Genomic DNA, 22,229 nt, shown 5'->3' with positions numbered 1-22,229 from the left:
CCGCGTGCCGCCGGGTGGCGGGGCGCTCCCGGGGGCGGAGGCGGCGGAGGACCTTGCATGAAGGTGTTTCCCGTCGGCGGCGGTGGGGGCGGCGCAGGCTCGGGCTCCGGCTGCGCCTGGGCTACCGTCGGCAGCGCGAGTGCTATGGCGGTTGCCCCGGTCACCGCCGCGATTGCCAAGGTCCTGGAGAGCCCCCTGCGCGGGGGTGAAATCGCGTCCAGCTGATCCATGGGGAAGAAACTACCGTGTTACCGCCGTGACGCAAGTGTGAATTGCTCAAAATGAGCATAAATAAGGCATAGCTGAGAGGATAATAATCACTGTTTACGCGGAAGTTGGGATTTGCTGGCACCACGGCTTCCCCGCGCGTGGCACGGGGTGATCGAACCGCTGTCGCCGGTGATGATTCGACTGTTCTTCGCGCGGGAGACGGTCTTCGTTACTGGGCCGGATGAAGCGAGACCTCCTGCGCTTTCACCGCGAAGAACACTCGTTCGCCGGAAGCAAGCCTCAGCTCGGCCGCGGAGTCAGCGGTGATGTCGGCGGCCAGCCCCGGGGCGCCGTCGGGCTGCTCCTGGGCCCGCACCCGAATCGCAGCGCCACGGCCGTCGAGTTCGGCGACAGTCACTTCCACGGTGTTGCGGGGGCTGCCGTGCGGGCGCTCGCGGTACACCGCAACCGCCGCGGGGTGGAACAGGGCAACTGCGGGTCCTCCCGCCGCCACCTGCGACGCCGGGCTCCCGTGCCACGCCGCGCCCCACCGGGTGGTGAGGACGCCGTCGCCGCCCGCGGTACCGCGAACCAGGTTGATCCCGGCCAGCCGGGCGGCGAAGTCGCTGCGCGGAGTCGCTAACACCGTTGCAGCACAATCGTTTTCGACGATGCGGCCAGATTCGAGTACCAGCACACGGTCGGCGAGGGTGACGACGTCGAGCACGTCGTGGGTCACCATCACCGCGGACCGCCCGTCGCAGGTGAGCACGTTGCTCAACACCTTGCGCATCGCGGCCGCGGCAGCGACGTCGAGCCCGGCCAGCGGCTCGTCGAGCAAGAGCACATCGGGTTCGGCCGCCAGTGCACGGGCCAGCGCGACCCGTTGTGCCTGGCCCCCGGACAGCTGTCGCGGCCTGCGGTCGGCCAGGCCGGTCGCGTCGACCTGCGCGAGCCAGTGCTCGGGGCGCCTGCCGGCGGGCGGGAAGGCGACGTTAGCGGCGACGCCGAGATGCGGAAACAGCAGCGGATCCTGCATCAGAAGGCCGACGCGACGATCGTGGGTCGCTACCTGGACGCCCGATCCGGTGTCGGTGAGCACCCGGCGGCCGACACGCACGACCCCGGCATCGGGACGTACCAATCCCGCGATGACGTGCAGGATCGTCGACTTGCCTGCGCCGTTGGGGCCGAGCACGGCCAGCACCTCACCAGCGTCGACGTCGAATGCGACATCGACGCCGCGCTGCTCGACGACGGCACGAACGCTGATGCCGGTCACGCCGCGCTCCATGCGCTGTCACCGCGCAACCGTCGACTTCCCAACCCCAGCACCACCACGGCTGCCACGATCACAAGCAGGAGTGACAACGCCACCGCGGCGTCGGGGTCGCTCTCCCGCTGCAGGTAGATCTCCAGCGGCAGCGTGCGGGTGACGCCTTCGCGGGAGCCTGCGAAGGTCAGCGTCGCACCGAACTCGCCGAGTGATCGTGCGAATGCCAACACCGCGCCGGAGACCAGGCCGGGGGTCAGCAGGGGAAGCGTGACGCGCCACCACACCCGAGATGGGCTGGCACCCAGAGTGGCGGCCACCGTTTCGTAACCGGTTCCTGCCGTGCGCGCGGCCCCTTCGAGCGCGATGACCAAAAACGGCAGCGACACGAATGTCTGCGCGAGCACGACCGCCGTCGTCGTGAACGCGATCTCGACACCGGCGGCCTCCAGATACCCCCCGAGCAGGCCGAGCCGGCCGAATGCGTACAGCAGCGCGATCCCGCCGACCACCGGGGGCAGCACGAGCGGCAACAGGATGAGGGGCCGCGCGGCTCGGACCACCCGGCTGTCGCTGCGGGCGAGGACCAGCGCCATCGGGACGCCGACAATCAGGCACAGCACGGTGCTCGCGGTCGCCGTGCGCAGGCTCAGCAGCAGGGCCGTGACCGAGGAGTCGCTGCTGATCAGCTGCAGGATGTTCGGCCAGTCGACCCTGACCGCGATCGCGACGAGCGGGACCGCGACGAACAGCGCGCCGACCGCGGCGGGTAGATACAGCCAGCGCGGCAGACCAGCCGAGTTACTCAACCCGTCCCGCCTCGCGTATCACAGCCCAAACCCTATGGGACATGCGCCTGCGCGCCGGTTTCGTGCTGTAGCTACTGTCCAGTAACATTGCCGGGGATCGCTGCGTTCAGCGTCAACACGACAGGAAGGTCCTTGCGATGGAGGTGCTCGTCACCGCAGGAGACACCGATCTGGGCCGCACTATCGCCGAAGGCTTCCGGGACGCCGGTCACCGCGTCGTGATCGTGGGCGCCCGCCGGGACGAACTCGAGGTCGCCGCGAAGGAACTCGACGTCGACGCGATCGCGCTCGACAACACCGATCCCGACAGCCTGGAAGCGGCCCGGCAAGAGTTTCCTCACCATCTCGACACGATCGTCAACGTGCCCGCCCCCGGGTGGGATGGTGGCGATCCGCGCACGTATTCGCTGTCCGACCTGGCCAGGGCATGGCGTGCGGCGCTCGACTCGACCGTCGTGTCCGCCGTGCTGACGGTGCAGATCCTCGGTGACCATCTGCGCTCGGGCGGTTCGATCGTCAACGTGGTGCCCGACAACCCGGTCGTCGGCAGCGCGGACGCGGCGGTCAAGGCCGCACTCGCGGACTGGACCGCCGGGCAAGCGGAGTATTTCGGCACGCGGGGTATCACCGTCAACGCGGTGGCCTCGGGACGTAGCGCCGAGCCCGGCTACGAAGGTCTGTCGCGCACGCCCCCGCCGGTCGCCGAGGAGATCGCCCGTCTGGCCTTGTTCCTCACCACACCGGCGGCGCGGCACATCACCGGTCAGGTTCTGCACGTCAGCAAGGGCGCGCTCGCAAACTTCGGCTGAGTATTCCGCTGTTCGCCCGAAGCTAGATGGGGGTGCCCGCTCTACTCAGGTGTGGTTTCGTGCTTCCATGACCATCAAACTCGGCCTCCAGATCCCCAACTTCTCCTACGGCACGGGCGTCCCCGAACTCTTCCCCACCGTCATCGCTCAGGCGCAGGAGGCCGAGGCCGCCGGTTTCGACTCGGTCTTCGTGATGGACCACTTCTACCAGCTGCCGGGCCTCGGCACGCCGGACCAGCCCATGCTCGAGGCGTACACGGCACTGGGCGGCCTGGCCACGGCGACCGAGCGGGTCCAGCTCGGAACCCTGGTGACCGGCAACACCTATCGCAACCCGACACTGCTGGCCAAGGCGGTCACCACTTTGGACGTGATGAGCCAGGGACGGGCCGTCCTCGGCATCGGCACCGGTTGGTACGAGCTCGAACACGACAGCCTCGGATTCGAGTTCGGCACCTTCACGGACCGCTTCAACAAGCTCGGCGAGGCGTTGGAGATCATCCTGCCGATGCTGCGGGGCGAGCGCCCGACGTTCGAGGGCAAGTACTACCGCACCAAAGAGGCGATGGCCGAACCACGGTTCCGGGACCGCATTCCGTTGATGATCGGCGGCAGCGGCGAGAAGAAGACGATTCCGCTGGCGGTCCGGCACTTCGACCATCTCAACATCATCGCCGGCTTCGACGAACTGCCGCGAAAGGTGCAGGCGGTCCGGGAGCGCTGCGAAGAGATCGGCCGCGACCCCGCGACGCTCGAGACCAGCATGCTCGTCGTCGCGATCGTCGACGAGAACGTCACCGGGGACATCATCCCCGACGACTACAAACAGCAAGCGGTGTTCGGCAGTGCCGATCAGATCGCCGAGCAGATCAAGACGAAGGTCCTCGACGCCGGCGTCGACGGGGTGATCTTGAGCCCGGTTACGAGCCTCGACGGGTACCACCCCGGCCGTGTCACCGCGGTGGGCGAAGCGCTCCGACCACTGCTCGGCGGGTAATCCGAGCCCACGGGTGGGATATAACACAACAGACCTGTTCACCGATCGGGTGTTCAGGCGGCTACCGTTACGGGTAGTGAACTGCACGTGGAAGCACCGTCGAGGAGCCCAGCATGAGCCATCCCGGAGCCACTGCATCTGATCGGCACAAGGTCGTCATCATCGGGTCGGGGTTCGGCGGGCTGACCGCTGCCAAGAGGCTGAAAAGGGCCGACGTCGACGTCAAGCTGATCGCCAAGACCACCCACCACCTGTTCCAGCCGCTGCTGTACCAGGTGGCGACCGGCATCATCCCGTCCGGCGAGATCGCTCCGCCGACACGGATGATCCTGCGCAAGCAGAAGAACTGCCAGGTGCTCCTCGGCGATGTCACGCACATCGACCTGGCCAGCCAGACGGTCAAGTCGGAGCTGCTGGGCCACACCTACGTCACCCCGTACGACACGCTCATCGTCGCCGCCGGTGCCGGCCAGTCCTATTTCGGTAACGACCATTTCGCGGAGTGGGCGCCGGGCATGAAGTCCATCGACGATGCGTTGGAGCTGCGTGCGCGCATCCTCAGCGCCTTCGAACAGGCGGAGCGTTCGAGTGATCCTGCCCGGCGCGAGAAGCTTCTCACCTTCACAGTGGTCGGCGCGGGTCCGACCGGTGTCGAAATGGCGGGGCAGATCGCGGAATTGGCCGATCACACACTCAAAGGTGCGTTCCGCCATATCGATTCGACCACCGCGCGGGTGATCCTGCTCGACGCGGCGCCCGCGGTGCTGCCCCCGATGGGCGAGAAGCTCGGCAAAAAGGCGCAGGCCCGGCTGGAGAAGATGGGCGTCGACATCCAACTCGGCGCCATGGTCACCGACGTCGACCGAAACGGCATCACCGTCAAGGACTCCGACGGCACGATCCGGCGCATCGAGTCCGCGACGAAGGTGTGGTCGGCCGGTGTGCAGGCCAGCCCGCTGGGCCGGGACCTCGCCGAGCAGTCCGAGGGCGAGGTCGACCGGGCCGGACGCGTGCTCGTGAACCCGGACCTGACACTGCCCGGCCATCCGAATGTGTTCGTGGTGGGCGATATGGCCCATGTCGAGGGCGTGCCCGGGCAGGCGCAGGGCGCCATCCAGGGTGGGCGGTACGCGGCCAACGCAATCAGGGCCGAACTCAAGGGCGCCGACCCCGCGAAGCGCGAACCGTTCCAGTACTTCGACAAGGGCTCGATGGCCACGGTGTCGCGGTTCTCCGCGGTCGCCAAGATCGGCCCACTGGAGTTCGGCGGCTTCATCGCCTGGCTGGCCTGGTTGGTGCTGCACCTGGTGTATCTGGTCGGCTTCCGCCGCAAGCTCACCACGCTGGTGTCGTGGACGGTGACGTTCCTGTCGACGCAGCGCGGCAACCTCACGATCACCGAGCAGCAGGCCTACGCCCGCACCCGAATAGAGGAGCTCGAGGAGATCGCGGCGGGCGTACGCGACACCGAGAGGGTCGCGGGCTAGAGCCGCGGACCCTGCCAGGTCGCCAGGCAGCCGCCCGCGGCCAACGCCAGCGGCGTCCCGGCTGTCTCTGTGTCGACGTCGGGATAGCTCAGTTCGCTGATTGCGGCCATCGGTGCGCCGATCTCGTCGTCGGCGGCCGATCCCCTGCCCAACTCGATGCGGTGCCGCAGCAGCGGTGCGCCGTCGACGTCAGCGTGTAGCGATCCCGACCAGAACCCCTGCCGCTCATCGGATCTGCCGATCTGTACCCGTTCGCGGAGCCTGACGCGTCCGCGGGCGCCGAGATCGATGCGGGCCGAGGTGTGGTGTCGCGAGTTCGCGGCCACGACGGTAGGTTCCGGGTCGAGGTCCAACTCCCCGGCCACGTCGATCTCCCAGATTGCATGAGATTCAAGGGTCTTCGTGCTCGGCAGGGTTACCGTCGCGGCTGCGGTGCGTATCTTCAGTCGAGCATCCGGCTCGACGACGACGCGGAAATGGAGCACGTCGCCACCCAACGGGGTCGCCGCCGCCGACACCAGATGGACGGTGTCGGGTCCGGTGAGCCGTGCGGCCAGACCGCCCGCACACTCGAGGCGCGGTCTGCGGTCCCGCCGCGCGACGATCAGCACACCGGATCGCACTGGACCGGCACCCGGAGTTGGTCGCGCACCCAGCTCAGCACAGCCGAGGCGGCGGGATCCTGGGTCAGAGAGATCATCACGAACGGGCGTTCACCGCGTACGGCGGCCGCATCGCGGCGCATCACGTCGAGGTCGGCACCGACCAGCGGGGCGAGGTCGGTCTTGTTGATCACCAACAGGTCTGCGTACGTCACCCCGGGACCACCCTTGCGGGGAACCTTGTCGCCTCCGGCGACGTCGACAACAAAGATCTGAGCGTCGACCAGCCCCGACGAGAAGGTCGCCGTCAGATTGTCCCCGCCGGACTCGACGAGGATGAGGTCGAGGTGGTCGTCCGGGTGGTGATGTGCGGCGATGAGGTCGTCGATGGCGTCGAGGTTGGCGGTGATGTCGTCGCGGATCGCGGTGTGCGGGCAGCCGCCGGTCTGCACCGCGGCGATGCGGTCGTCGGGCAGCACGGCGTGGCGTCGCAGGAAGTCCGCGTCTTCGGTGGTGTAGATGTCGTTGGTCAACACGGCAAGCGACACCTCGTCGCTCAGCTGGCGGCACAACGCCGCGACCAACGCGGTTTTTCCCGAACCCACCGGACCGCCGATGCCGATGCGCAACGGCTCCCCCGGTCGCCGCGCGCGCTTAGGTCGCTCGAGACGGTGGTGTGGCTCGCCGTCGATGAAATGCGGAGGCATGGTGATCCTTTCGGGGCGCGGACTACGAGACGAACAGGGGGCGCTCACGCCTGCTGTGGCGCTGCGCCAGCACGTCGAGCAACGGATCGGACAGGTCGGCCAACTCCTTTGCGGCCGCGGCGGCGGTCTGGTCACACAGCGCCGACAGCTCGAAGGTGAGGGCAGCGACATCACCGGGATCGAGCGCGAGCAGGCGTTGTGCGGCGGTCGCCGACCCCGTCATCGTGGTGTAAATCACCGAGAGGGCGGTCTGCTCAGCGGTCAGCCCCGCCGCACGTCCGGCCCATCCCGCCGCAACGGACAAGTGCGGGGTCGCGCCGAGCACGCTCCAGTCTTCGTCGGGCCACACCCGCAGACCCAGCCGCACGAGGCCTCGCCCCTGCGCGCGTGACGCCTGGCGGGCGGCGGGCGCCGGTGTGCGGGCATCGGTTTCACGGTCTGCCTGCGCGGGCCCGAGCGTCCCGACGTGCACCGCGGCGGCCAGCGAGGCGGTCACGAGGCCCTGAGTTCGGATGCGTCGCCGCAGGTACGCCCGCAGCGTTGTCACGTCGGCGACCAGCCCGCTGGTGACCGCCTCCTCGACACCGCCGGAGTGCACATGCCCGCCGGTCGGCAACCGCGAGTCGGCCAGTGCGATAAGCGTGGTGAGGTTGGTCATCGGCGTCAGAAGAGGAAATACCGTTGTGCCATCGGCAGTTCGGCTGCCGGTTGTTCCTGCCACACGTCTCCGTCGATGCGGACGGTGAAGGTGTCGGGATCGACCTCGATGCGAGGCAGCCCGTCGTTGAGCGGCATATCGGCCTTACCGATGTTGCGGACATCCTTGACCGGCACGAGGCGCCGTTTCACATCGATCCGGTCGGCCAGTCCGTCGTCGACGGCCTGTTGCGAGACGAAGTGCACCGACGTGGCGGACGCGGCGGACGGCGCCGCGCCGAACATGGGACGCGGCAGCACGGGTTGCGGCGTCGGGATCGACGCGTTAGCGTCTCCCATTGCGGCCCAGGCGATCATGCCACCCTTGAGCACCGCATGCGGCCGCACACCGAAGAACGCGGGTTCCCACAGCACCAGATCGGCGAGCTTGCCCACCTCGATGGATCCGATCTCCGCGTCGAGGCCGTGCGCGATCGCCGGGCAGATCGTGTACTTGGCGACATAACGTCGCGCGCGGTTGTTGTCGGCGGCCCTCGCCCCCGAACTGTCGCCTTGCAGCGCCCCGCGTCTGCGCTTCATGACGTGCGCGGTCTGCCACGTTCGGATGACCACCTCGCCGATGCGTCCCATGGCCTGTGCGTCACTGCCGATCATCGAGATCGCGCCGATGTCGTGCAGCAGGTCTTCGGCGGCGATGGTCGAGGGGCGGATGCGGCTCTCGGCGAACGCGAGATCCTCCGGGACGCTGGGGTTGAGGTGATGGCACACCATCAGCATGTCGAGGTGTTCGTCGAGCGTGTTGACCGTGTGCGGCCGAGTCGGGTTGGTCGAACTGGGCAGCACGTGCGGTTGTGCGGCGACGGTGATGATGTCGGGAGCGTGCCCGCCGCCTGCGCCCTCGGTGTGGTAGGCGTGGATCGAGCGGCCGGCGATCGCGCCGACGGTGTCCTCCACGAAGCCCGCCTCGTTGAGGGTGTCCGAATGCAATGCGACCTGTACGCCCGATGCGTCGGCCACGGTGAGGCAGGCGTCGATCGCGGCAGGCGTGCTGCCCCAGTCCTCGTGCAGTTTGAATCCCGAAGCGCCGCCGCGCAACTGCTCCCACATGGCCTCGGCGCTGACGGTGTTGCCCTTGCCGAGCAGCGCGATGTTGACCGGCCAGGAGTCCAGCGACTCGAGCATGCGGGCCAGGTGCCACGCGCCGGGGGTGACGGTGGTGGCCTTGCTGCCTTCCGCGGGGCCGGTACCGCCCCCGATCATCGTGGTGATGCCGCCGCCGAGCGCTTCGGCCATCGTCTGGGGGCAGATCAGGTGCACATGGCAGTCGATGCCGCCGGCGGTGACGATGCGACCGTTGCCCGCGATGACCTCCGTCGACGGCCCGACCACGAGGTCGGGATGTACCCCCGGCATGATGTCGGGGTTGCCCGCCTTGCCGATCGCGGTGATGCGGCCGTCGCGAATCCCGATGTCCGCTTTGATGATTCCCCAGTAGTCGAGAATCACCACGCCGGTGATGACGGTGTCGGGAGTCCCGTCCGCGCGTGTCGCCCGCCCCTGGCCCATGGACTCGCGCAGCACCTTGCCCCCACCGAAGACGGCCTCGTCTCCGGCGAGTTCGGGTCCCCCGCTGCGGTCCTCGGTGATCTCGATGAGCAGGTCGGTGTCGGCCAAACGGATGCGATCGCCGGTGGTCGGCCCGAACAGGGCCCCGTACCTGGCGCGTGGCAACCGGGTCATCGGGCTCCTCTGCTCTCGGCGGATGTGCTCATCGCGGGTCCAGCCGGCCGGGCGGGTCCAGGTTCAACCCGTGCACCTCACGGGCTCCTCCGAGCGGGACGAGCGAGACGGTCTGGACGACACCGGGTTCGAACCGCACGGCGGTGCCCGCGGGGATGTCGAGTCGGTGGCCGTGCGCGGCCGCGCGGTCGAAGGACAGCGCCGCGTTTGCCTGCGGTAGATGGACGTGGCTGCCGACCTGCACCGGCCGGTCCCCGGTGTTGACGATCTGCATCGCGAGTCGCTCGGCGCCCGCGTTGATCTCGATTTCGCCGTCGCCGTAGAGGATCTCGCCGGGCACCATCGGTCCGGTCACGGGATCGGATGGTGGACGGTGACGAGCTTCGTGCCGTCGGGGAAGGTCGCCTCGACCTGAACGTCCTCGAGCATCTCGGGCACGCCCTCCATGACGTCGTCGCGGCCGAGGACCTCGCGGCCGCTGGCCATGAGCTCGGCCACCGTGCGCCCGTCGCGGGCGCCTTCGAGGAGGTGGTCGGTGATCAGCGCGACGGCTTCCGGGTGGTTGAGCTTGAGGCCACGACCCCGCCGGCGCCGCGCGAGCTCGGCGGCGTAGGAGATCAGCAGGCGGTCCTGCTCATGCGGGGATAAACGCATAGTGGCCGATATTGCCACGGAGCATGCCGATCAGCAGCGCACGCGAAGTCTTACCCGGCGGGCAGGTTCTGCAGCCGCACCTGTCCGCGCGCGACGAGCCTGTCGTTGTCGTCGGTGATGGTGATCTGCCACAGCTGCTGACGCCGGCCGCGGTGGATCGGAGTGGACACCGCGGTGACGGACCCCGCGGAGATGGCCCGCAGAAAGTCGGTGTTGTTGTTGACGCCGACGACGTTCCCGCCGCCGTTGTCGGCGAGCCAGACCGCGGCGGACACGCTCGCCAGGCTCTCGACGATCGAGCAGTACACGCCGCCGTGCACGATGCCATAGGGCTGCAGCAGCTTGTCCGTGACCGTCAGCTGTGCACGGCCACCGTCGGGACCGAGTTCGAGATAGGTCAGACCGAGCTCGGTGTCGAAGCCCTTACCCAGGTCGGAAGGCAGGTCGGAAGTCACGGAACGTGTCTACACGCTGTCCGACACCGTGACCGCCCCGGGTCATCGGAGTTAGGGTCAGCCATGGCCAAGACCGCAAAAGAACTCGTTGAAGCCGCCAATGCCGTGGTGCCGAAGATCTCCCACGACGAGGCGAAGGATCTGATCGCCAAAGGAGCGTTGGTCGTCGACGTCCGCGACGCACCCGAACTGGACAAGAGCGGCAAGGTGGCGGGCGCCGTCCACGTCCCCCGCGGCATGCTCGAGTTCCGTGCCGACCCGGAGTCGCCGTACCACGACCAGAACTTCTCCAAGGACAAGCCCGTGATCGTGTACTGCGCATCCGGCGGGCGCTCGGCGCTCTCGGGTCAGGCACTCAAAGAGCTCGGGTACCAGGACGTGTACAACCTCGGCGCCTTCGGCGACTGGGCCGACAGCGGTGGCGCCGTAGAAAAGCCTGGCGTCGAAAACGCTTGAGTCACACGGTATTCACGTGAATGCGGACGGGCCCCGCACCATGTGCGGGGCCCGTCCTCCGTGTGGACCGGGGGTCTCTGCAGCCCTCAGGACTCCGGCGCGGTCCGGCGGTTCTCTCCGATCTCTGCTCAAAGCATAGGGAAGGCTTGCCTAATTGAGCAAGACCTTTCCTGCGATTGTCCGTGAGGTGCCGCGCACGGGAAGTCCGAAGCCGACGAGCGCGTCGAGCACGGCCTGCCCGCGCCGCATGCCCGTCCACTCGCTGGTTCCGGCGAGCAGCGGCACCTGCGTGGCGGCGCCGACCACCGCCCCGCCCACGACATGCCACATCGAGGCAACCGACATCGCGCCCCCACTGATCTCGACCAGCTTGGCGAACAACGGCGCGAGCGCGCGGTGACTGCGGTGTGCAACCCACGTCGTCAACGCCGCCTCGCTGGGCAGCGCCACAATGCCCTCACGTGTCGAGCTCCCGACGCGATTCGGGCCGTGGTCGAAGTACGGATCGTCAGGCAGAGCCCGCAACGTGGGGTCGACGACGCCGACCCAATCGATCGCACCTTCGGAATCGACGTGCACCCAAAGGTTTTCCAGGCCCGTGTCCCATGCGCGGCCTTCGAGTACGACCAGCGGGACGACACGTCCGACGACCACATGGGCCAGGGTGGCCGCCAATTGGTGAGCCACCGCGGCACGGCCGTCGGTCTCTTCGGCCGCCAGATCGAACATCGCCTGCAGCCGGTCCGTGGTCAACGCATCGGTCAGCGGCCACCACCGCCGCCGGGACAGATCCCCCATCACCGCGACGCCGTAGACCCGTGGACACTCGGGATAGAGTCCGCGCAGTCGCCGACTCGACTCATGCAGCGGCAGCGTCCTGCTGATCGCCATGCTCGCGATGAGCGGATCGTCGACCAACACCGTCATAGGGCCTCCCATTTTCAAGTTAGGTAAGGCTTACTATAGCCACGCGCGTCACGACCAGACCCTGTGACTGCTTTCACACCGCCGCCTGGATGGCGGTGACGACGGGCGGATGGGGATCGACGCCAGTGGCGGCTTGTCCGCCAGGCGAATTACGACGCACGGTAGTAAGACGTAGTACGCTGGATCTACAGCCTCTAGGAGATGAACGGACCATGGCGAAGTTGACGCGTCTAGGGGACCTCGAACGCGCGGTGATGGATCATCTGTGGTCCGCGCGCGAGCCCCAAACGGTGCGCCAAGTTCACGAGGCGCTTTCCGCCCAACGCGACTTGGCCTACACCACGATCATGACCGTGCTGCAGCGGTTGGCGAAGAAGAACCTCGTCGTGCAGCACCGCGATGACCGCGCCCACCGATATGCACCGACCCACGGCCGCGACGAACTGGTCGCAGGACTTATGGTCGACGCGCTCGACCAGGTCGCCGACTCCGGCAGCCGGGAAGCCGCGCTGGTGCATTTCGTCGAGCGGGTCGGCGCCGATGAAGCCGCGGCGTTGCGTCGCGCACTGGCCGAATTGGAAAGCAAGGTTCGCGTCGCGCCGCCCGCTGGTAATGCGGGCACCGGCTGAGAGAGACTTGCAGCGTGTCCGCGCTGGCCTTCACCGTCCTGGCGCTGGTCCTGTCAGGACCGGTGCCCGCCCTCCTGGCGCGCGCTTCCTGGCCCTTCCGCGCACCGCGAGCGGCCATCGTCCTGTGGCAGGCGATCGCGTCGGCCGCCGTCCTGTCGGCGTTCTCGGCCGGGATCGCAATCGCGAGCAGGCTTTTCGCGCCCGGTCACGACGGTCGGCCGACGGCCACCATCACCAGCGAGATCGCCGTCTTGGGCTGGCCGGTCTGGATCGCCTACGTCGTGGTCTTCGCGCTGACGCTGGTGATCGGTGCGCGGTTGATCGCGGCGGTGTTGCAGGTTGCGATCGCCACGCGGCGCCGTCGCGCCCACCACCGGATGGTCGTCGACCTCGTGGGCAAGTCGCAGAAATGGGCCCACGCCCATGCCGGTGACCGGCTTCGCATCCTGAACGTGGACCAGCCGCTGGCGTACTGCCTGCCGGGGGTGCGCAGCCGCGTCGTGGTGAGCCGGGGCACGCTGACGAGATTGGCGGACAACGAGATCGCGGCGATCCTCACTCACGAACGCGCGCACCTGCGTGCCCGGCATGATCTCGTACTCGAGATGTTCACCGCGGTGAACGCGGCGTTCCCGCGGTTCGTCCGCAGCGGGAGTGCGCTGGACGCGGTGAGGCTGCTGGTCGAGATGCTGGCCGACGACGCGGCCGTCCGCAGCGCCGGCCCCACCCCCTTGGCCCGTGCGCTCGTCACGTGCGCAGCCGGCCGTGCGCCGTCGGGTGCCCTTGCCGCGGGCGGGCCCACCACCCTGCTACGGGTGCGCAGGCTCGGGGGCCGGCCAAACAGCCGGGCGCTGGCCGCGGGCGCCTACGCGGCCGCGGCCGCGGTGCTCGTGGTGCCGACCGTCGCGGTCGTGCTGCCATGGCTGACCGAACTGCAGCGGTTGTTCACCGCTTAGGGTCAGGCCGCGCGCACCACGTATCCCACAACAAAACAACGAAAGGCTGCCCGAATGAGCTCTGACGCTTCAGCATCGACCACCGGTACCGCTCAGATCGGGGTGACCGGGCTTGCCGTCATGGGATCCAACATCGCACGGAACTTCGCCCGGCACGGCTACACCGTGGCGTTGCACAACCGCTCGATCGCCAAGACCGACGCGCTGCTCGAACAGCACGGATCCGAGGGAACCTTCGTGCGAAGCGAGACCATCGCGGAATTCCTCGATGCGCTGGAGAGGCCGCGCCGTGTGCTGGTCATGGTCAAGGCCGGGGACCCCACCGACGCGGTGATCGAGGAACTCGCCGACGCGATGGAGGAAGGAGACATCATCATCGACGGCGGCAACGCGCTCTACACCGACACGATCCGCCGCGAGAAGGCGATGCGCGAACGCGGGCTGCACTTCGTCGGCGCCGGCATCTCCGGCGGTGAGGAGGGCGCGCTGAACGGGCCGTCGATCATGCCCGGCGGTCCGGCGGAGTCGTACGAATCGCTGGGCCCGCTGCTCGAGGAGATCTCGGCACACGTCGACGGTGTCCCCTGCTGCACCCACATCGGTCCGGACGGCGCGGGCCACTTCGTCAAGATGGTGCACAACGGCATCGAGTACTCCGACATGCAGTTGATCGGTGAGGCCTACCAGCTGCTGCGCGACGGGCTGGGCAAGTCGGCCGGTGAGATCGCCGACGTGTTCGACGAATGGAACTCCGGCGACCTGGACAGCTTCCTGGTGGAGATCACCGCGAAGGTGTTGCGCCAGACCGACGCCAAGACCGGTAAGCCGCTCGTCGACGTCATCCTCGACGAGGCCGAGCAGAAGGGCACCGGGCGCTGGACGGTGAAATCGGCCCTCGACCTCGGCGTGCCGGTGACCGGTATCGCCGAGGCCGTGTTCGCCCGCGCCCTGTCCGGATCGGTGACCCAGCGCAAGGCCACCACCGGACTCGCCTCCGGCGAACTCGGTGTTCGGCCCAGTGCCGAAGGGACGGAGAAGTTCACCGAGGACGTCCGGCAGGCGCTGTATGCGTCGAAGATCATCGCCTACGCGCAGGGCTTCAATCAGATCCAGGCGGGCAGCGCCGAGTACGGCTGGAACGTCACCCCCGGCGACCTGGCCACGATCTGGCGCGGCGGCTGCATCATCCGGGCCAAGTTCCTCAACCGCATCAAAGACGCGTTCGACGAGAACCCCGACCTGCCGACGCTGATCGTCGCGCCGTACTTCCGCAGCGCGATCGAGGCGGCGATCGACAGCTGGCGTCGCGTCGTCGTCACCGCCACCGAACTGGGCATTCCGATTCCCGGGTTCTCCTCGGCGCTGTCGTACTACGACGGATTGCGCCAGGAGCGCCTCCCCGCCGCTCTCACCCAGGGGTTGCGCGACTATTTCGGCGCGCACACCTACGGCCGCATCGACGCCGACCCCGCCGAGCGGTTCCACACGCTGTGGAGCGGGGATCGCAGCGAAGTCCAGGCCTGAGTCCTCGCCGGTTCTGCGCACTGATCACGCACAATCGCGATCTGTGTGCGGTCTCGGCGACAACTAGACTTGAGCCGACATGCGATTTCTCGACGGGCACACACCCGCATATGACCTGACCTACAACGACGTCTTCATCGTTCCGGGGCGCTCCGATGTCCAATCACGGATGGACGTCGACTTGTCGACCTCCGACGGCTCGGGCACCACGATCCCGGTCGTGGTCGCGAACATGACCGCCGTCGCCGGCCGCCGGATGGCCGAGACCGTGGCCCGACGCGGCGGTGTGGTGGTGCTGCCGCAGGACCTGCCGATCTCCGTGGTGAAGGCGACCGTCGACTTCGTCAAGAGCCGCGACCTGGTCGTCGACACCCCCGTCGTGCTCTCCCCCGACGACTCGGTGTCCGATGCGACCGCGCTGATCCACAAGCGTGCGCACGGCGCCGCGGTGGTCGTCTTCGAGGGCAGGCCCATCGGTCTGGTCACCGAGGCGAACTGCGAGGGCGTCGACCGCTTCACGCGCGTGAGGGACGTCGCGGTCGCCGACTTCGTCACCGCGCCGGTGGGGACCGAGCCGCGCAAGGTGTTCGACCTGCTCGAGCACGCGCCGGTCGACATGGCGGTGCTGACCGAGAGCGATGGCACGCTGGCCGGCGTGCTGACGCGGACCGGCGCGGTCCGGGCGGGCATGTACACACCGGCGGTCGACGACAAGGGCCGATTACGGGTGGCGGGGGCGATCGGGATCAACGGCGATGTCGGCGACAAGGCGCGCAGCCTGGCCGAGGTCGGTGTCGACCTGCTGGTGATCGACACCGCGCACGGGCACCAGGTGAAGATGCTCGACGCGATCGAGGCGGTGTCGTCGCTGGACCTCGGACTGCCGCTGGCCGCGGGCAACGTCGTCTCCGCCGAGGGCACCAGGGATCTGATCAGCGCGGGCGCGTCGATCGTGAAGGTGGGCGTCGGGCCCGGCGCGATGTGCACCACCCGGATGATGACCGGTGTGGGGCGGCCCCAGTTCTCCGCGGTGGTCGAATGTGCTTCTGCGGCAAGGCAATTGGGTGCTCACGTGTGGGCGGACGGTGGTATCCGGCATCCGCGGGATGTGGCTCTGGCATTGGCCGCCGGCGCATCCAACGTGATGATCGGCTCGTGGTTCGCAGGCACCTACGAGTCCCCCGGCGACCTGATGCGCGACCGCGACAACCAACCGTTCAAGGAGAGCTACGGTATGGCGTCCAAACGCGCGGTCGCCGCCCGCACCGCCGGTGACGGGGCATTCGACCGGGCCCGCAAGGCGCTGTTCGAGGAGGGCATCTCGACGTCGAGAATGAGCCTCGATCCCTCCCGCGGGGGCGTGGAGGACCTGCTCGACCACATCACCTCCGGGGTCCGCAGCACATGCACCTACGTCGGCGCCGCCAACCTGGCCGAACTGCACGAAAAGGTGGTGCTCGGCGTGCAGTCGGCGGCGGGCTTCGCCGAGGGGCATCCGCTGCCCACGGGTTGGTGATCCCTTCCCCGCAAGATCACCCGTTACCATGGTTTTCCTTGAGTCCTCTACGCGAAAGGGATCCCGTGCCGCAGGCACCCGTCGAGGCCCGGGTTGCAGAGGGGCCCCACCGGGCCGAGCGGCCCGAGCCTCCCGACGCCGAGCCTTCCTCTAGACGGCCGGGCAACAGGCCCGGCACCGACGTGGGACCCATCCGATGAGCGTCGCTTCGACGTTGCTGTCTGTGCTCGCAATCGTGTTGCTGACGTTGGGCACCGCGGTTTTCGTCGCCGCCGAGTTCTCGCTGACCGCGCTCGAGCGCATCACGGTGGACGCCAACGCACGCAGCGGCCACCGACGCGACAAGATGGTCCAACGGGCGCACCGCACGCTGTCCTTCCAGCTGTCCGGTGCCCAGGTGGGCATCTCGATCACCACTCTGGCAACCGGCTACCTGGCCGAACCCGTCGTCGCGCGGTTGATCCACCCCGGCCTGGACGCGATCGGGGTGCCGGCCCGGTTGTCCAGCGGGCTGTCGCTCGTGCTCGCCATCGCGATCGCCACCTCGCTGTCGATGGTGTTCGGCGAGCTGGTGCCGAAGAACCTCGCGGTCGCTCGGCCCGTGACGACGGCGCGCTGGTCGGCCGGACCGCAGCTGTTGTTCTCCGCGCTGTTCACTCCGCTGATCCGGCTGACCAACGGGACCGCCAACATGATCCTGCGTCGCCTCGGCATCGAGCCCGCCGAGGAGCTGCGCTCGGCCCGCTCCCCGCAGGAACTGGTGTCGCTGGTGCGCAGTTCGGCCCGCAGCGGCGCGCTGGATGAATTCACCGCGGTGTTGGTCGACCGGTCGCTTCGGTTCGGCGATCGCTCCGCGGAGGAGCTCATGACACCCCGCCAGAAGATCGAGGCTTTGGACGCCGACGCGACGGTCACCGATCTGGTCACCGTAGCGATCAGGACGGGATTCTCGCGTTTTCCCATCATCCGCGGAGACCTCGACGAGACGATCGGGATCGCCCACGTCAAGCAGGTGTTCGAGGTACCGATCGACAAACGCGCCACCACCCGGCTGGCGTCGCTGGCGCTGCCGGTCGCCAAGGTGCCCTCGACGTTGGACGGTGACGCGGTGATGACCCAGATCCGTGCCAACGGCCTACAGACGGCGCTGGTGGTCGACGAATACGGCGGGACCGCCGGCATGGTCACCGTGGAGGACCTGATCGAGGAGATCGTCGGTGACGTCCGCGACGAACACGACGACGAGGCACCCGATGTGGTGCCCGCGGGCCGCGGCTGGCAGATATCGGGCCTGCTCCGCATCGACGAGGTAGCAGGCGCCACCCCGTTCCGGGCCCCCGAGGGCGACTACGAGACGATCGGCGGCCTGGTCCTCGAGAAGCTCGGCCACATCCCCGACGAAGGTGAGTCGGTCGAGCTCGAAGCGTTCGACCCCGACGGTCCGCTCGAGGATCCGAACCGCTGGCTGGCCACCGTGTTGCGGATGGACGGGCGGCGCATCGACCTGCTCGAGCTGACCGAACTGGGTCGCAGCGGCGAGGCCGTCGATCGGAGAAGCGTCGATGGGTGACCTCCTCGGTGTGCTGCTGACGGTGCTGCTGCTGGCCGTCAACGCGTTCTTCGTCGCATCGGAGTTCTCGTTGATCTCCGCGCGGCGCGATCGGCTCGAGGCGTTGGCCGAACAGGGCAAGAAGAGCGCCGTCACCGTGATCCGCGCCGGTGAACACCTGTCGTTGATGCTCGCGGGCGCCCAGCTGGGCATCACGATCTGCTCGATCCTGCTCGGTCGCGTCGGCGAACCCGCCGTCGCGCATCTGCTGGAGAAGCCGTTCGACGTCGTGGGGGTACCCGATGCGGTGCTGCACTCGGTGTCCTTCGTCGTCGCACTGACCATCGTGGTCGTCCTGCACGTGCTGCTCGGCGAGATGGTGCCGAAAAACATCGCGATCGCCGGCCCGGAGTCGGCGGCCATGCTGCTGATACCGACCTATCTGGTGTATATCCGCATCGCCCGGCCCCTGATCGCGTTCTACAACTGGTGCGCCAACGCGACCCTGCGACTGTTTCGGGTGGAGCCCAAGGACGAACTCGACGTCACGGTGTCCACCGTCGAGCTGTCGGAGATGATCGCCGAATCGCTGTCCGAGGGGCTGCTCGATCCCGAGGAACACAGCAGGCTCACCCGTGCCCTGCAGATTCGCGACCGCGCGGTCAAGGACGTCGCATTCCCGTTGCGCGACATCAGGACGGTGTCGGTGGCGCGCGAAGGGGCGGGACCGACTGTCGGCGCCGTCGAAGAGGCGCTGGCCGAGACGGGGTACTCGCGCTTCCCGATCACCGACGCGTCGGGCACCTACCTGGGATACCTGCACATCAAGGACGTGCTGGCGTTCGACGACGACCCCGACGCCCTGCTGGACCTGTCGATGGTGCGCCCGCTGCCGGTGGTGCCGTCGTCGCTGCCGTTGCCCGACGCGTTGTCGCGGCTGCGTCGCACCAACAGCCACCTGGCGCTGGTGACCGCATCCGACGGCAGCGTGGAGGCGATGGTCGCGCTCGAGGATCTCGTCGAGGACCTGGTGGGCACTGTGCGCGACGGGACCCATCGTGTCTGACGTCGCCGTGCGCGCCGCCGTCGTGCTCTACGAGTCGGACTGGAGCGTCCGCGAGCAGGCGCATCAGCGCCGGGCCGACGCGTTCTGCGCACCGCACCGTCGCCGGGCCCGTTGCGGCGAGAAGCACCCGGTCTGGGATTTCCTGTTCACCTACTACAGCCTGCGGCCCGCCAAGTTGCGGGTGTGGCATCCCGGCTTCGGCGTCGCCTTGGCCGGAGGCGGCGCACACCGGTTTCTGGGCCGAACGGGGTACGCGCGGGGCCACGACGGTGTGGTGGTGAGCCGCGGGCACCTTGCGGCGCGTATCGACACCGTCCGGTTCGTCGGCCGCCTGTTGCGGTCGACAGCGGCGCGTCCCGCCCGGCTGAACTGTTTCGGACTGCACGAATGGGCGATGGTCTACCGGACGCCGACGGTGCGCCACGACCGGGTACCGCTGCGGCTCGGCGCGGCGGGCACCGACGCGGTCGTCGAGTCGATGCCGTTGCGCTGCAGTCACTTCGACGCGTTCCGCTTCTTCACCGAACCCGCCGCCGGACGCAATGCCGAACGACTCACCCGGCAGGGCCAGGTCGCCACCGAACAGCCTGGCTGCCTGCACGCCGCGATGGACCTTTACAAGTGGTCTTTCAAGCTCGGTCCCCTGGTCGACTCCGAGCTCGTGATGGACTGCCTCGAGTTGGCCGCCGACGCCCGTGCACTCGACATGCGGGCCAGCCCCTATGATCTCCGCGAATACGGATTCGAACCGATCGCGATCGAGACACCGGCCGGTCGCGCCGAATACGTGCGGATCCAACAGACCATTGCGGAGCGGGCGGCCCCGCTGCGGGCCGACCTCGCCGATCGGTGCGAAAGGCTTCTCGCCGCGGTCGCCGGCGACGGCTGACCTGCCGGTCGCGGATGAGCCTGGTTACCCCTGGGTAAGCTGGGACGACAGTTCTAGGAGGAATGATGACCGATCGCGTGACGGTGGGAAACCTGCGCGTGGCCCGGGTGCTGTACGACTTCATCAACAACGAGGCGTTGCCCGGCACCGACATCGACCCCGACACCTTCTGGTCCGGGGTGGACAAGGTCGTCGCCGATCTGACGCCCAAGAACGAGGAATTGCTGGCCAAGCGGGACGATCTGCAGGCCCGCATCGACAAGTGGCACCGCCAGCGGGTCATCGAGCCGCTCGACCATGACGCGTACAAGGCGTTCCTCACCGAGATCGGCTACCTGCTGCCCGAGCCCGACGACTTCACGATCACGACCGCGGGCGTCGACGACGAGATCACCACAACCGCCGGACCCCAACTGGTGGTGCCGATCCTCAACGCCCGTTTCGCGCTGAACGCCGCGAACGCCCGGTGGGGTTCGCTCTACGACGCGCTCTACGGCACCGACGTCATCTCCGAGGACGACGGCGCGGAGAAGGGCGACAGTTACAACCGAGTACGCGGCGACAAGGTCATCGCCTACGCCCGCCGATTCCTCGACGGCGCAGCGCCGTTGGCCTCCGGCGCCTGGAGCGAGGCCACCGGCCTGCGCATCGACATGGCAGATGGCGCTGGTCAGCTGCTCGTCGATCTGGGCGACGGCAACTCGGTCGGGCTGGCCGCGCCCGAGCAGTTCGTCGGCTACACCGGCGAGCTCGGCTCGCCGCAGTGGTCGGTGCTGTTGCGCAACAACGGATTACACGTCGAGATTCTCGTCGACCCGGAGTCGCCCGTCGGCTCGACCGACGCCGCGGGCATCAAGGACGTCGTCCTGGAATCCGCGGTCACCACGATCATGGACTTCGAGGACTCGGTCGCGGCCGTCGACGCCGCCGACAAGGTGCTCGGGTACCGGAATTGGCTGGGCCTCAACCGCGGTGACCTCACCGAAGAGGTGACCAAGGGCGGCAAGACCTTCACCCGCAAGCTCAACGAGGACCGCACCTACACTCGGCCGAATCCGGGTCCCGATGGCCCTGGCGAGCTGACACTTCCGGGCCGCAGCCTGCTGTTCGTGCGCAACGTCGGTCACCTGATGACCAACGACGCGATCGTCAGGACCGACGGCAACGGCGAGGAAGTCGAGGTCTTCGAGGGCATCCAGGACGCGCTGTTCACCAGCCTCATCGCGATCCACGGCCTGAAGTCCGGGGACGGCAACGGCCCGCTGGTCAACAGCAGGACCGGCTCGGTGTACATCGTCAAGCCCAAGATGCACGGTCCCGACGAGGTCGCCTACACCGTCGAGTTGTTCAGCCGCGTCGAGGACGTGCTCGGGTTGCCCGCCAACACCCTCAAGGTCGGCATCATGGACGAGGAGCGCCGCACCACCGTCAACCTCAAGGCCTGCATCAAGGCCGCAGCCGACCGGGTGGTGTTCATCAACACCGGCTTCCTCGATCGCACCGGCGACGAGATCCACACCTCGATGGAAGCGGGGCCGATGATCCGGAAGGGCGCGATGAAGAGCACCCAGTGGATCCAGGCCTACGAGGATCAGAACGTCGACATCGGGCTGGCGACCGGTTTCTCCGGCAAGGCCCAGATCGGCAAGGGCATGTGGGCGATGACCGACCTGATGGCCGACATGGTCGAGCAGAAGATCGGCCAGCCCAAGGCCGGCGCCACCACCGCGTGGGTGCCCTCGCCGACCGCGGCCACGCTGCACGCCATGCACTACCACGAGGTCGATGTCTACGCGGTGCACAAGGAACTCGAAGGTGCGAAGCGCACCAGCGTCGAGCAGTTGTTGGCCGTGCCGCTGGCCAAGGAACTCGCCTGGGCACCCGAGGAGATCCGCGAAGAGGTCGACAACAACTGTCAGTCGATTCTCGGCTACGTGGTGCGCTGGATCGACGCCGGCGTCGGTTGCTCGAAGGTGCCCGACATCCACAACGTCGCACTGATGGAAGACCGTGCGACGCTGCGTATTTCGAGTCAGCTGCTGGCTAATTGGTTGCGTCACGGCGTCATCACTCCCGACGACGTGGTGGCCAGTCTCAAGCGGATGGCCGCCATCGTCGACAAGCAGAACGAGCAGGACCCCGAATTCAAGCCGATGGCAACGGATCCGGACCACAACATCGCGTTCCAGGCCGCGCAGGAGTTGATCCTGTCTGGCGGCGAACAACCGAACGGCTACACCGAGCCGATCCTGCATCGCCGCCGCCGCGAATACAAGGCCGCACACGGCGGTGCGTGATCTGGTGACTGGTCGGCGTC

At 67.9% G+C, this 22,229-nt stretch carries 23 protein-coding genes; 12 read left to right on the top strand and 11 right to left on the bottom strand.

Going from position 1 to position 22,229, the window contains the following annotated elements:
• The 3 genes from AU193_RS22770 to AU193_RS08285 form a co-directional block, all read right to left on the bottom strand.
• On the bottom strand, nucleotides 1–230 hold a 230-nt coding region (locus AU193_RS22770; RefSeq protein WP_216637271.1), incomplete at its 3' end, for an alanine and proline-rich secreted protein Apa.
• 209 nt (nucleotides 231–439) lie between these two features.
• Complete coding sequence (locus AU193_RS23805) at nucleotides 440–1,492, bottom strand: sulfate/molybdate ABC transporter ATP-binding protein (protein ID WP_371259168.1); 1,053 nt, start codon at nucleotides 1,490–1,492, stop codon at nucleotides 440–442.
• Nucleotides 1,489–2,292, bottom strand: coding sequence for an ABC transporter permease (locus tag AU193_RS08285; protein ID WP_064421880.1), 804 nt, complete (start codon nucleotides 2,290–2,292; stop codon nucleotides 1,489–1,491). Before AU193_RS08285 ends, AU193_RS23805 begins: the two co-directional genes overlap by 4 nt.
• 137 nt (nucleotides 2,293–2,429) lie before the next feature.
• On the opposite strand from AU193_RS08285, the gene AU193_RS08280 reads away from it, so the two are divergent.
• The 3 genes from AU193_RS08280 (at nucleotide 2,430) to AU193_RS08270 (ending at nucleotide 5,585) form a co-directional block, all read left to right on the top strand.
• On the top strand, nucleotides 2,430–3,101 hold the full coding sequence (locus AU193_RS08280; RefSeq protein ID WP_064421879.1) for an SDR family oxidoreductase: 672 nt from the start codon (nucleotides 2,430–2,432) through the stop codon (nucleotides 3,099–3,101).
• 67 nt (nucleotides 3,102–3,168) lie between these two features.
• Entirely contained in the window at nucleotides 3,169–4,098 is a 930-nt protein-coding gene (locus tag AU193_RS08275; protein ID WP_064421878.1) for an LLM class F420-dependent oxidoreductase, read from the top strand.
• Nucleotides 4,099–4,211: 113 nt separating this feature from the next.
• Entirely contained in the window at nucleotides 4,212–5,585 is a 1,374-nt protein-coding gene (locus AU193_RS08270) for an NAD(P)/FAD-dependent oxidoreductase (protein ID WP_064421877.1), read from the top strand.
• Here AU193_RS08270 and AU193_RS08265 read toward each other — a convergent pair.
• From AU193_RS08265 to AU193_RS08235, 7 genes are read right to left on the bottom strand one after another with little or no spacing between them, the layout of a single operon-like run.
• Entirely contained in the window at nucleotides 5,582–6,208 is a 627-nt protein-coding gene (locus tag AU193_RS08265; protein ID WP_064421876.1) for an urease accessory protein UreD, read from the bottom strand. The genes AU193_RS08270 and AU193_RS08265 overlap by 4 nt on opposite strands.
• Entirely contained in the window at nucleotides 6,190–6,894 is a 705-nt protein-coding gene (gene ureG / locus AU193_RS08260) for an urease accessory protein UreG (protein WP_064421875.1), read from the bottom strand. Before ureG ends, AU193_RS08265 begins: the two co-directional genes overlap by 19 nt.
• Nucleotides 6,895–6,916: 22 nt before the next feature.
• Nucleotides 6,917–7,552, bottom strand: coding sequence for an urease accessory protein UreF (locus AU193_RS08255; protein ID WP_064421874.1), 636 nt, complete (start codon nucleotides 7,550–7,552; stop codon nucleotides 6,917–6,919).
• A gap of 5 nt (nucleotides 7,553–7,557) precedes the next feature.
• Nucleotides 7,558–9,291 carry an urease subunit alpha gene (locus AU193_RS08250; RefSeq protein ID WP_064421873.1) on the bottom strand — a complete coding sequence of 578 codons (1,734 nt, stop codon included), beginning with the start codon at nucleotides 9,289–9,291 and terminating at the stop codon, nucleotides 7,558–7,560.
• A gap of 28 nt (nucleotides 9,292–9,319) precedes the next feature.
• On the bottom strand, nucleotides 9,320–9,634 hold the full coding sequence (locus AU193_RS08245) for an urease subunit beta (protein WP_064421898.1): 315 nt from the start codon (nucleotides 9,632–9,634) through the stop codon (nucleotides 9,320–9,322).
• A gap of 8 nt (nucleotides 9,635–9,642) precedes the next feature.
• The gene (locus tag AU193_RS08240; protein WP_064421872.1) at nucleotides 9,643–9,945 is read right to left on the bottom strand and encodes an urease subunit gamma; all 303 of its coding nucleotides are present in this window, start codon (nucleotides 9,943–9,945) and stop codon (nucleotides 9,643–9,645) included.
• A 50-nt stretch (nucleotides 9,946–9,995) separates the two neighbouring features.
• Nucleotides 9,996–10,400 (bottom strand): PaaI family thioesterase, encoded by a 405-nt coding sequence (locus AU193_RS08235; protein ID WP_064421871.1) that lies wholly within the window; start codon nucleotides 10,398–10,400, stop codon nucleotides 9,996–9,998.
• Between the two features lie 63 nt (nucleotides 10,401–10,463).
• On the opposite strand from AU193_RS08235, the gene AU193_RS08230 reads away from it, so the two are divergent.
• Nucleotides 10,464–10,856 carry a rhodanese-like domain-containing protein gene (locus AU193_RS08230; protein WP_064421870.1) on the top strand — a complete coding sequence of 131 codons (393 nt, stop codon included), beginning with the start codon at nucleotides 10,464–10,466 and terminating at the stop codon, nucleotides 10,854–10,856.
• 150 nt (nucleotides 10,857–11,006) lie between these two features.
• On the opposite strand, the gene AU193_RS08225 is transcribed toward AU193_RS08230, so the two are convergent.
• Nucleotides 11,007–11,783 carry a hypothetical protein gene (locus AU193_RS08225; RefSeq protein ID WP_064421869.1) on the bottom strand — a complete coding sequence of 259 codons (777 nt, stop codon included), beginning with the start codon at nucleotides 11,781–11,783 and terminating at the stop codon, nucleotides 11,007–11,009.
• 212 nt (nucleotides 11,784–11,995) lie between these two features.
• On the opposite strand from AU193_RS08225, the gene AU193_RS08220 reads away from it, so the two are divergent.
• The 8 genes from AU193_RS08220 to AU193_RS08185 all read left to right on the top strand — a co-directional run bounded on the left by AU193_RS08220 (nucleotide 11,996) and on the right by AU193_RS08185 (nucleotide 22,209).
• Entirely contained in the window at nucleotides 11,996–12,412 is a 417-nt protein-coding gene (locus tag AU193_RS08220) for a BlaI/MecI/CopY family transcriptional regulator (RefSeq protein WP_064421868.1), read from the top strand.
• Between the two features lie 14 nt (nucleotides 12,413–12,426).
• Entirely contained in the window at nucleotides 12,427–13,368 is a 942-nt protein-coding gene (locus AU193_RS08215) for a M56 family metallopeptidase (protein WP_064421867.1), read from the top strand.
• 54 nt (nucleotides 13,369–13,422) lie between these two features.
• Nucleotides 13,423–14,892, top strand: a complete 1,470-nt coding sequence (gndA, locus tag AU193_RS08210; protein WP_064421866.1) for an NADP-dependent phosphogluconate dehydrogenase — start codon at nucleotides 13,423–13,425, stop codon at nucleotides 14,890–14,892.
• A 79-nt stretch (nucleotides 14,893–14,971) separates the two neighbouring features.
• Entirely contained in the window at nucleotides 14,972–16,408 is a 1,437-nt protein-coding gene (locus AU193_RS08205; protein WP_064421865.1) for a GuaB1 family IMP dehydrogenase-related protein, read from the top strand.
• A 196-nt stretch (nucleotides 16,409–16,604) separates the two neighbouring features.
• A complete protein-coding gene (locus tag AU193_RS08200; protein ID WP_064421864.1) occupies nucleotides 16,605–17,978 on the top strand; it encodes a hemolysin family protein in 1,374 nt (457 codons plus the stop codon).
• Complete coding sequence (locus AU193_RS08195) at nucleotides 17,971–19,023, top strand: hemolysin family protein (protein ID WP_064421863.1); 1,053 nt, start codon at nucleotides 17,971–17,973, stop codon at nucleotides 19,021–19,023. The genes AU193_RS08200 and AU193_RS08195 overlap by 8 nt, the downstream gene beginning before the upstream one ends.
• Nucleotides 19,016–19,912, top strand: coding sequence for a 3-methyladenine DNA glycosylase (locus AU193_RS08190; RefSeq protein WP_371259166.1), 897 nt, complete (start codon nucleotides 19,016–19,018; stop codon nucleotides 19,910–19,912). Before AU193_RS08195 ends, AU193_RS08190 begins: the two co-directional genes overlap by 8 nt.
• 65 nt (nucleotides 19,913–19,977) lie before the next feature.
• Nucleotides 19,978–22,209: a malate synthase G gene (locus tag AU193_RS08185; RefSeq protein WP_064421896.1), complete on the top strand. Its 2,232-nt coding sequence runs from the start codon at nucleotides 19,978–19,980 to the stop codon at nucleotides 22,207–22,209.
• Nucleotides 22,210–22,229: the final 20 nt, after the last annotated feature.

The organism is Mycobacterium sp. GA-1285, from assembly GCF_001499905.1.
GTDB lineage: Bacteria > Actinomycetota > Actinomycetes > Mycobacteriales > Mycobacteriaceae > Mycobacterium.
The sequence above is the reverse complement of the archived record's forward strand: the minus strand, read 5'-3'. Positions and strand labels throughout refer to the sequence as shown.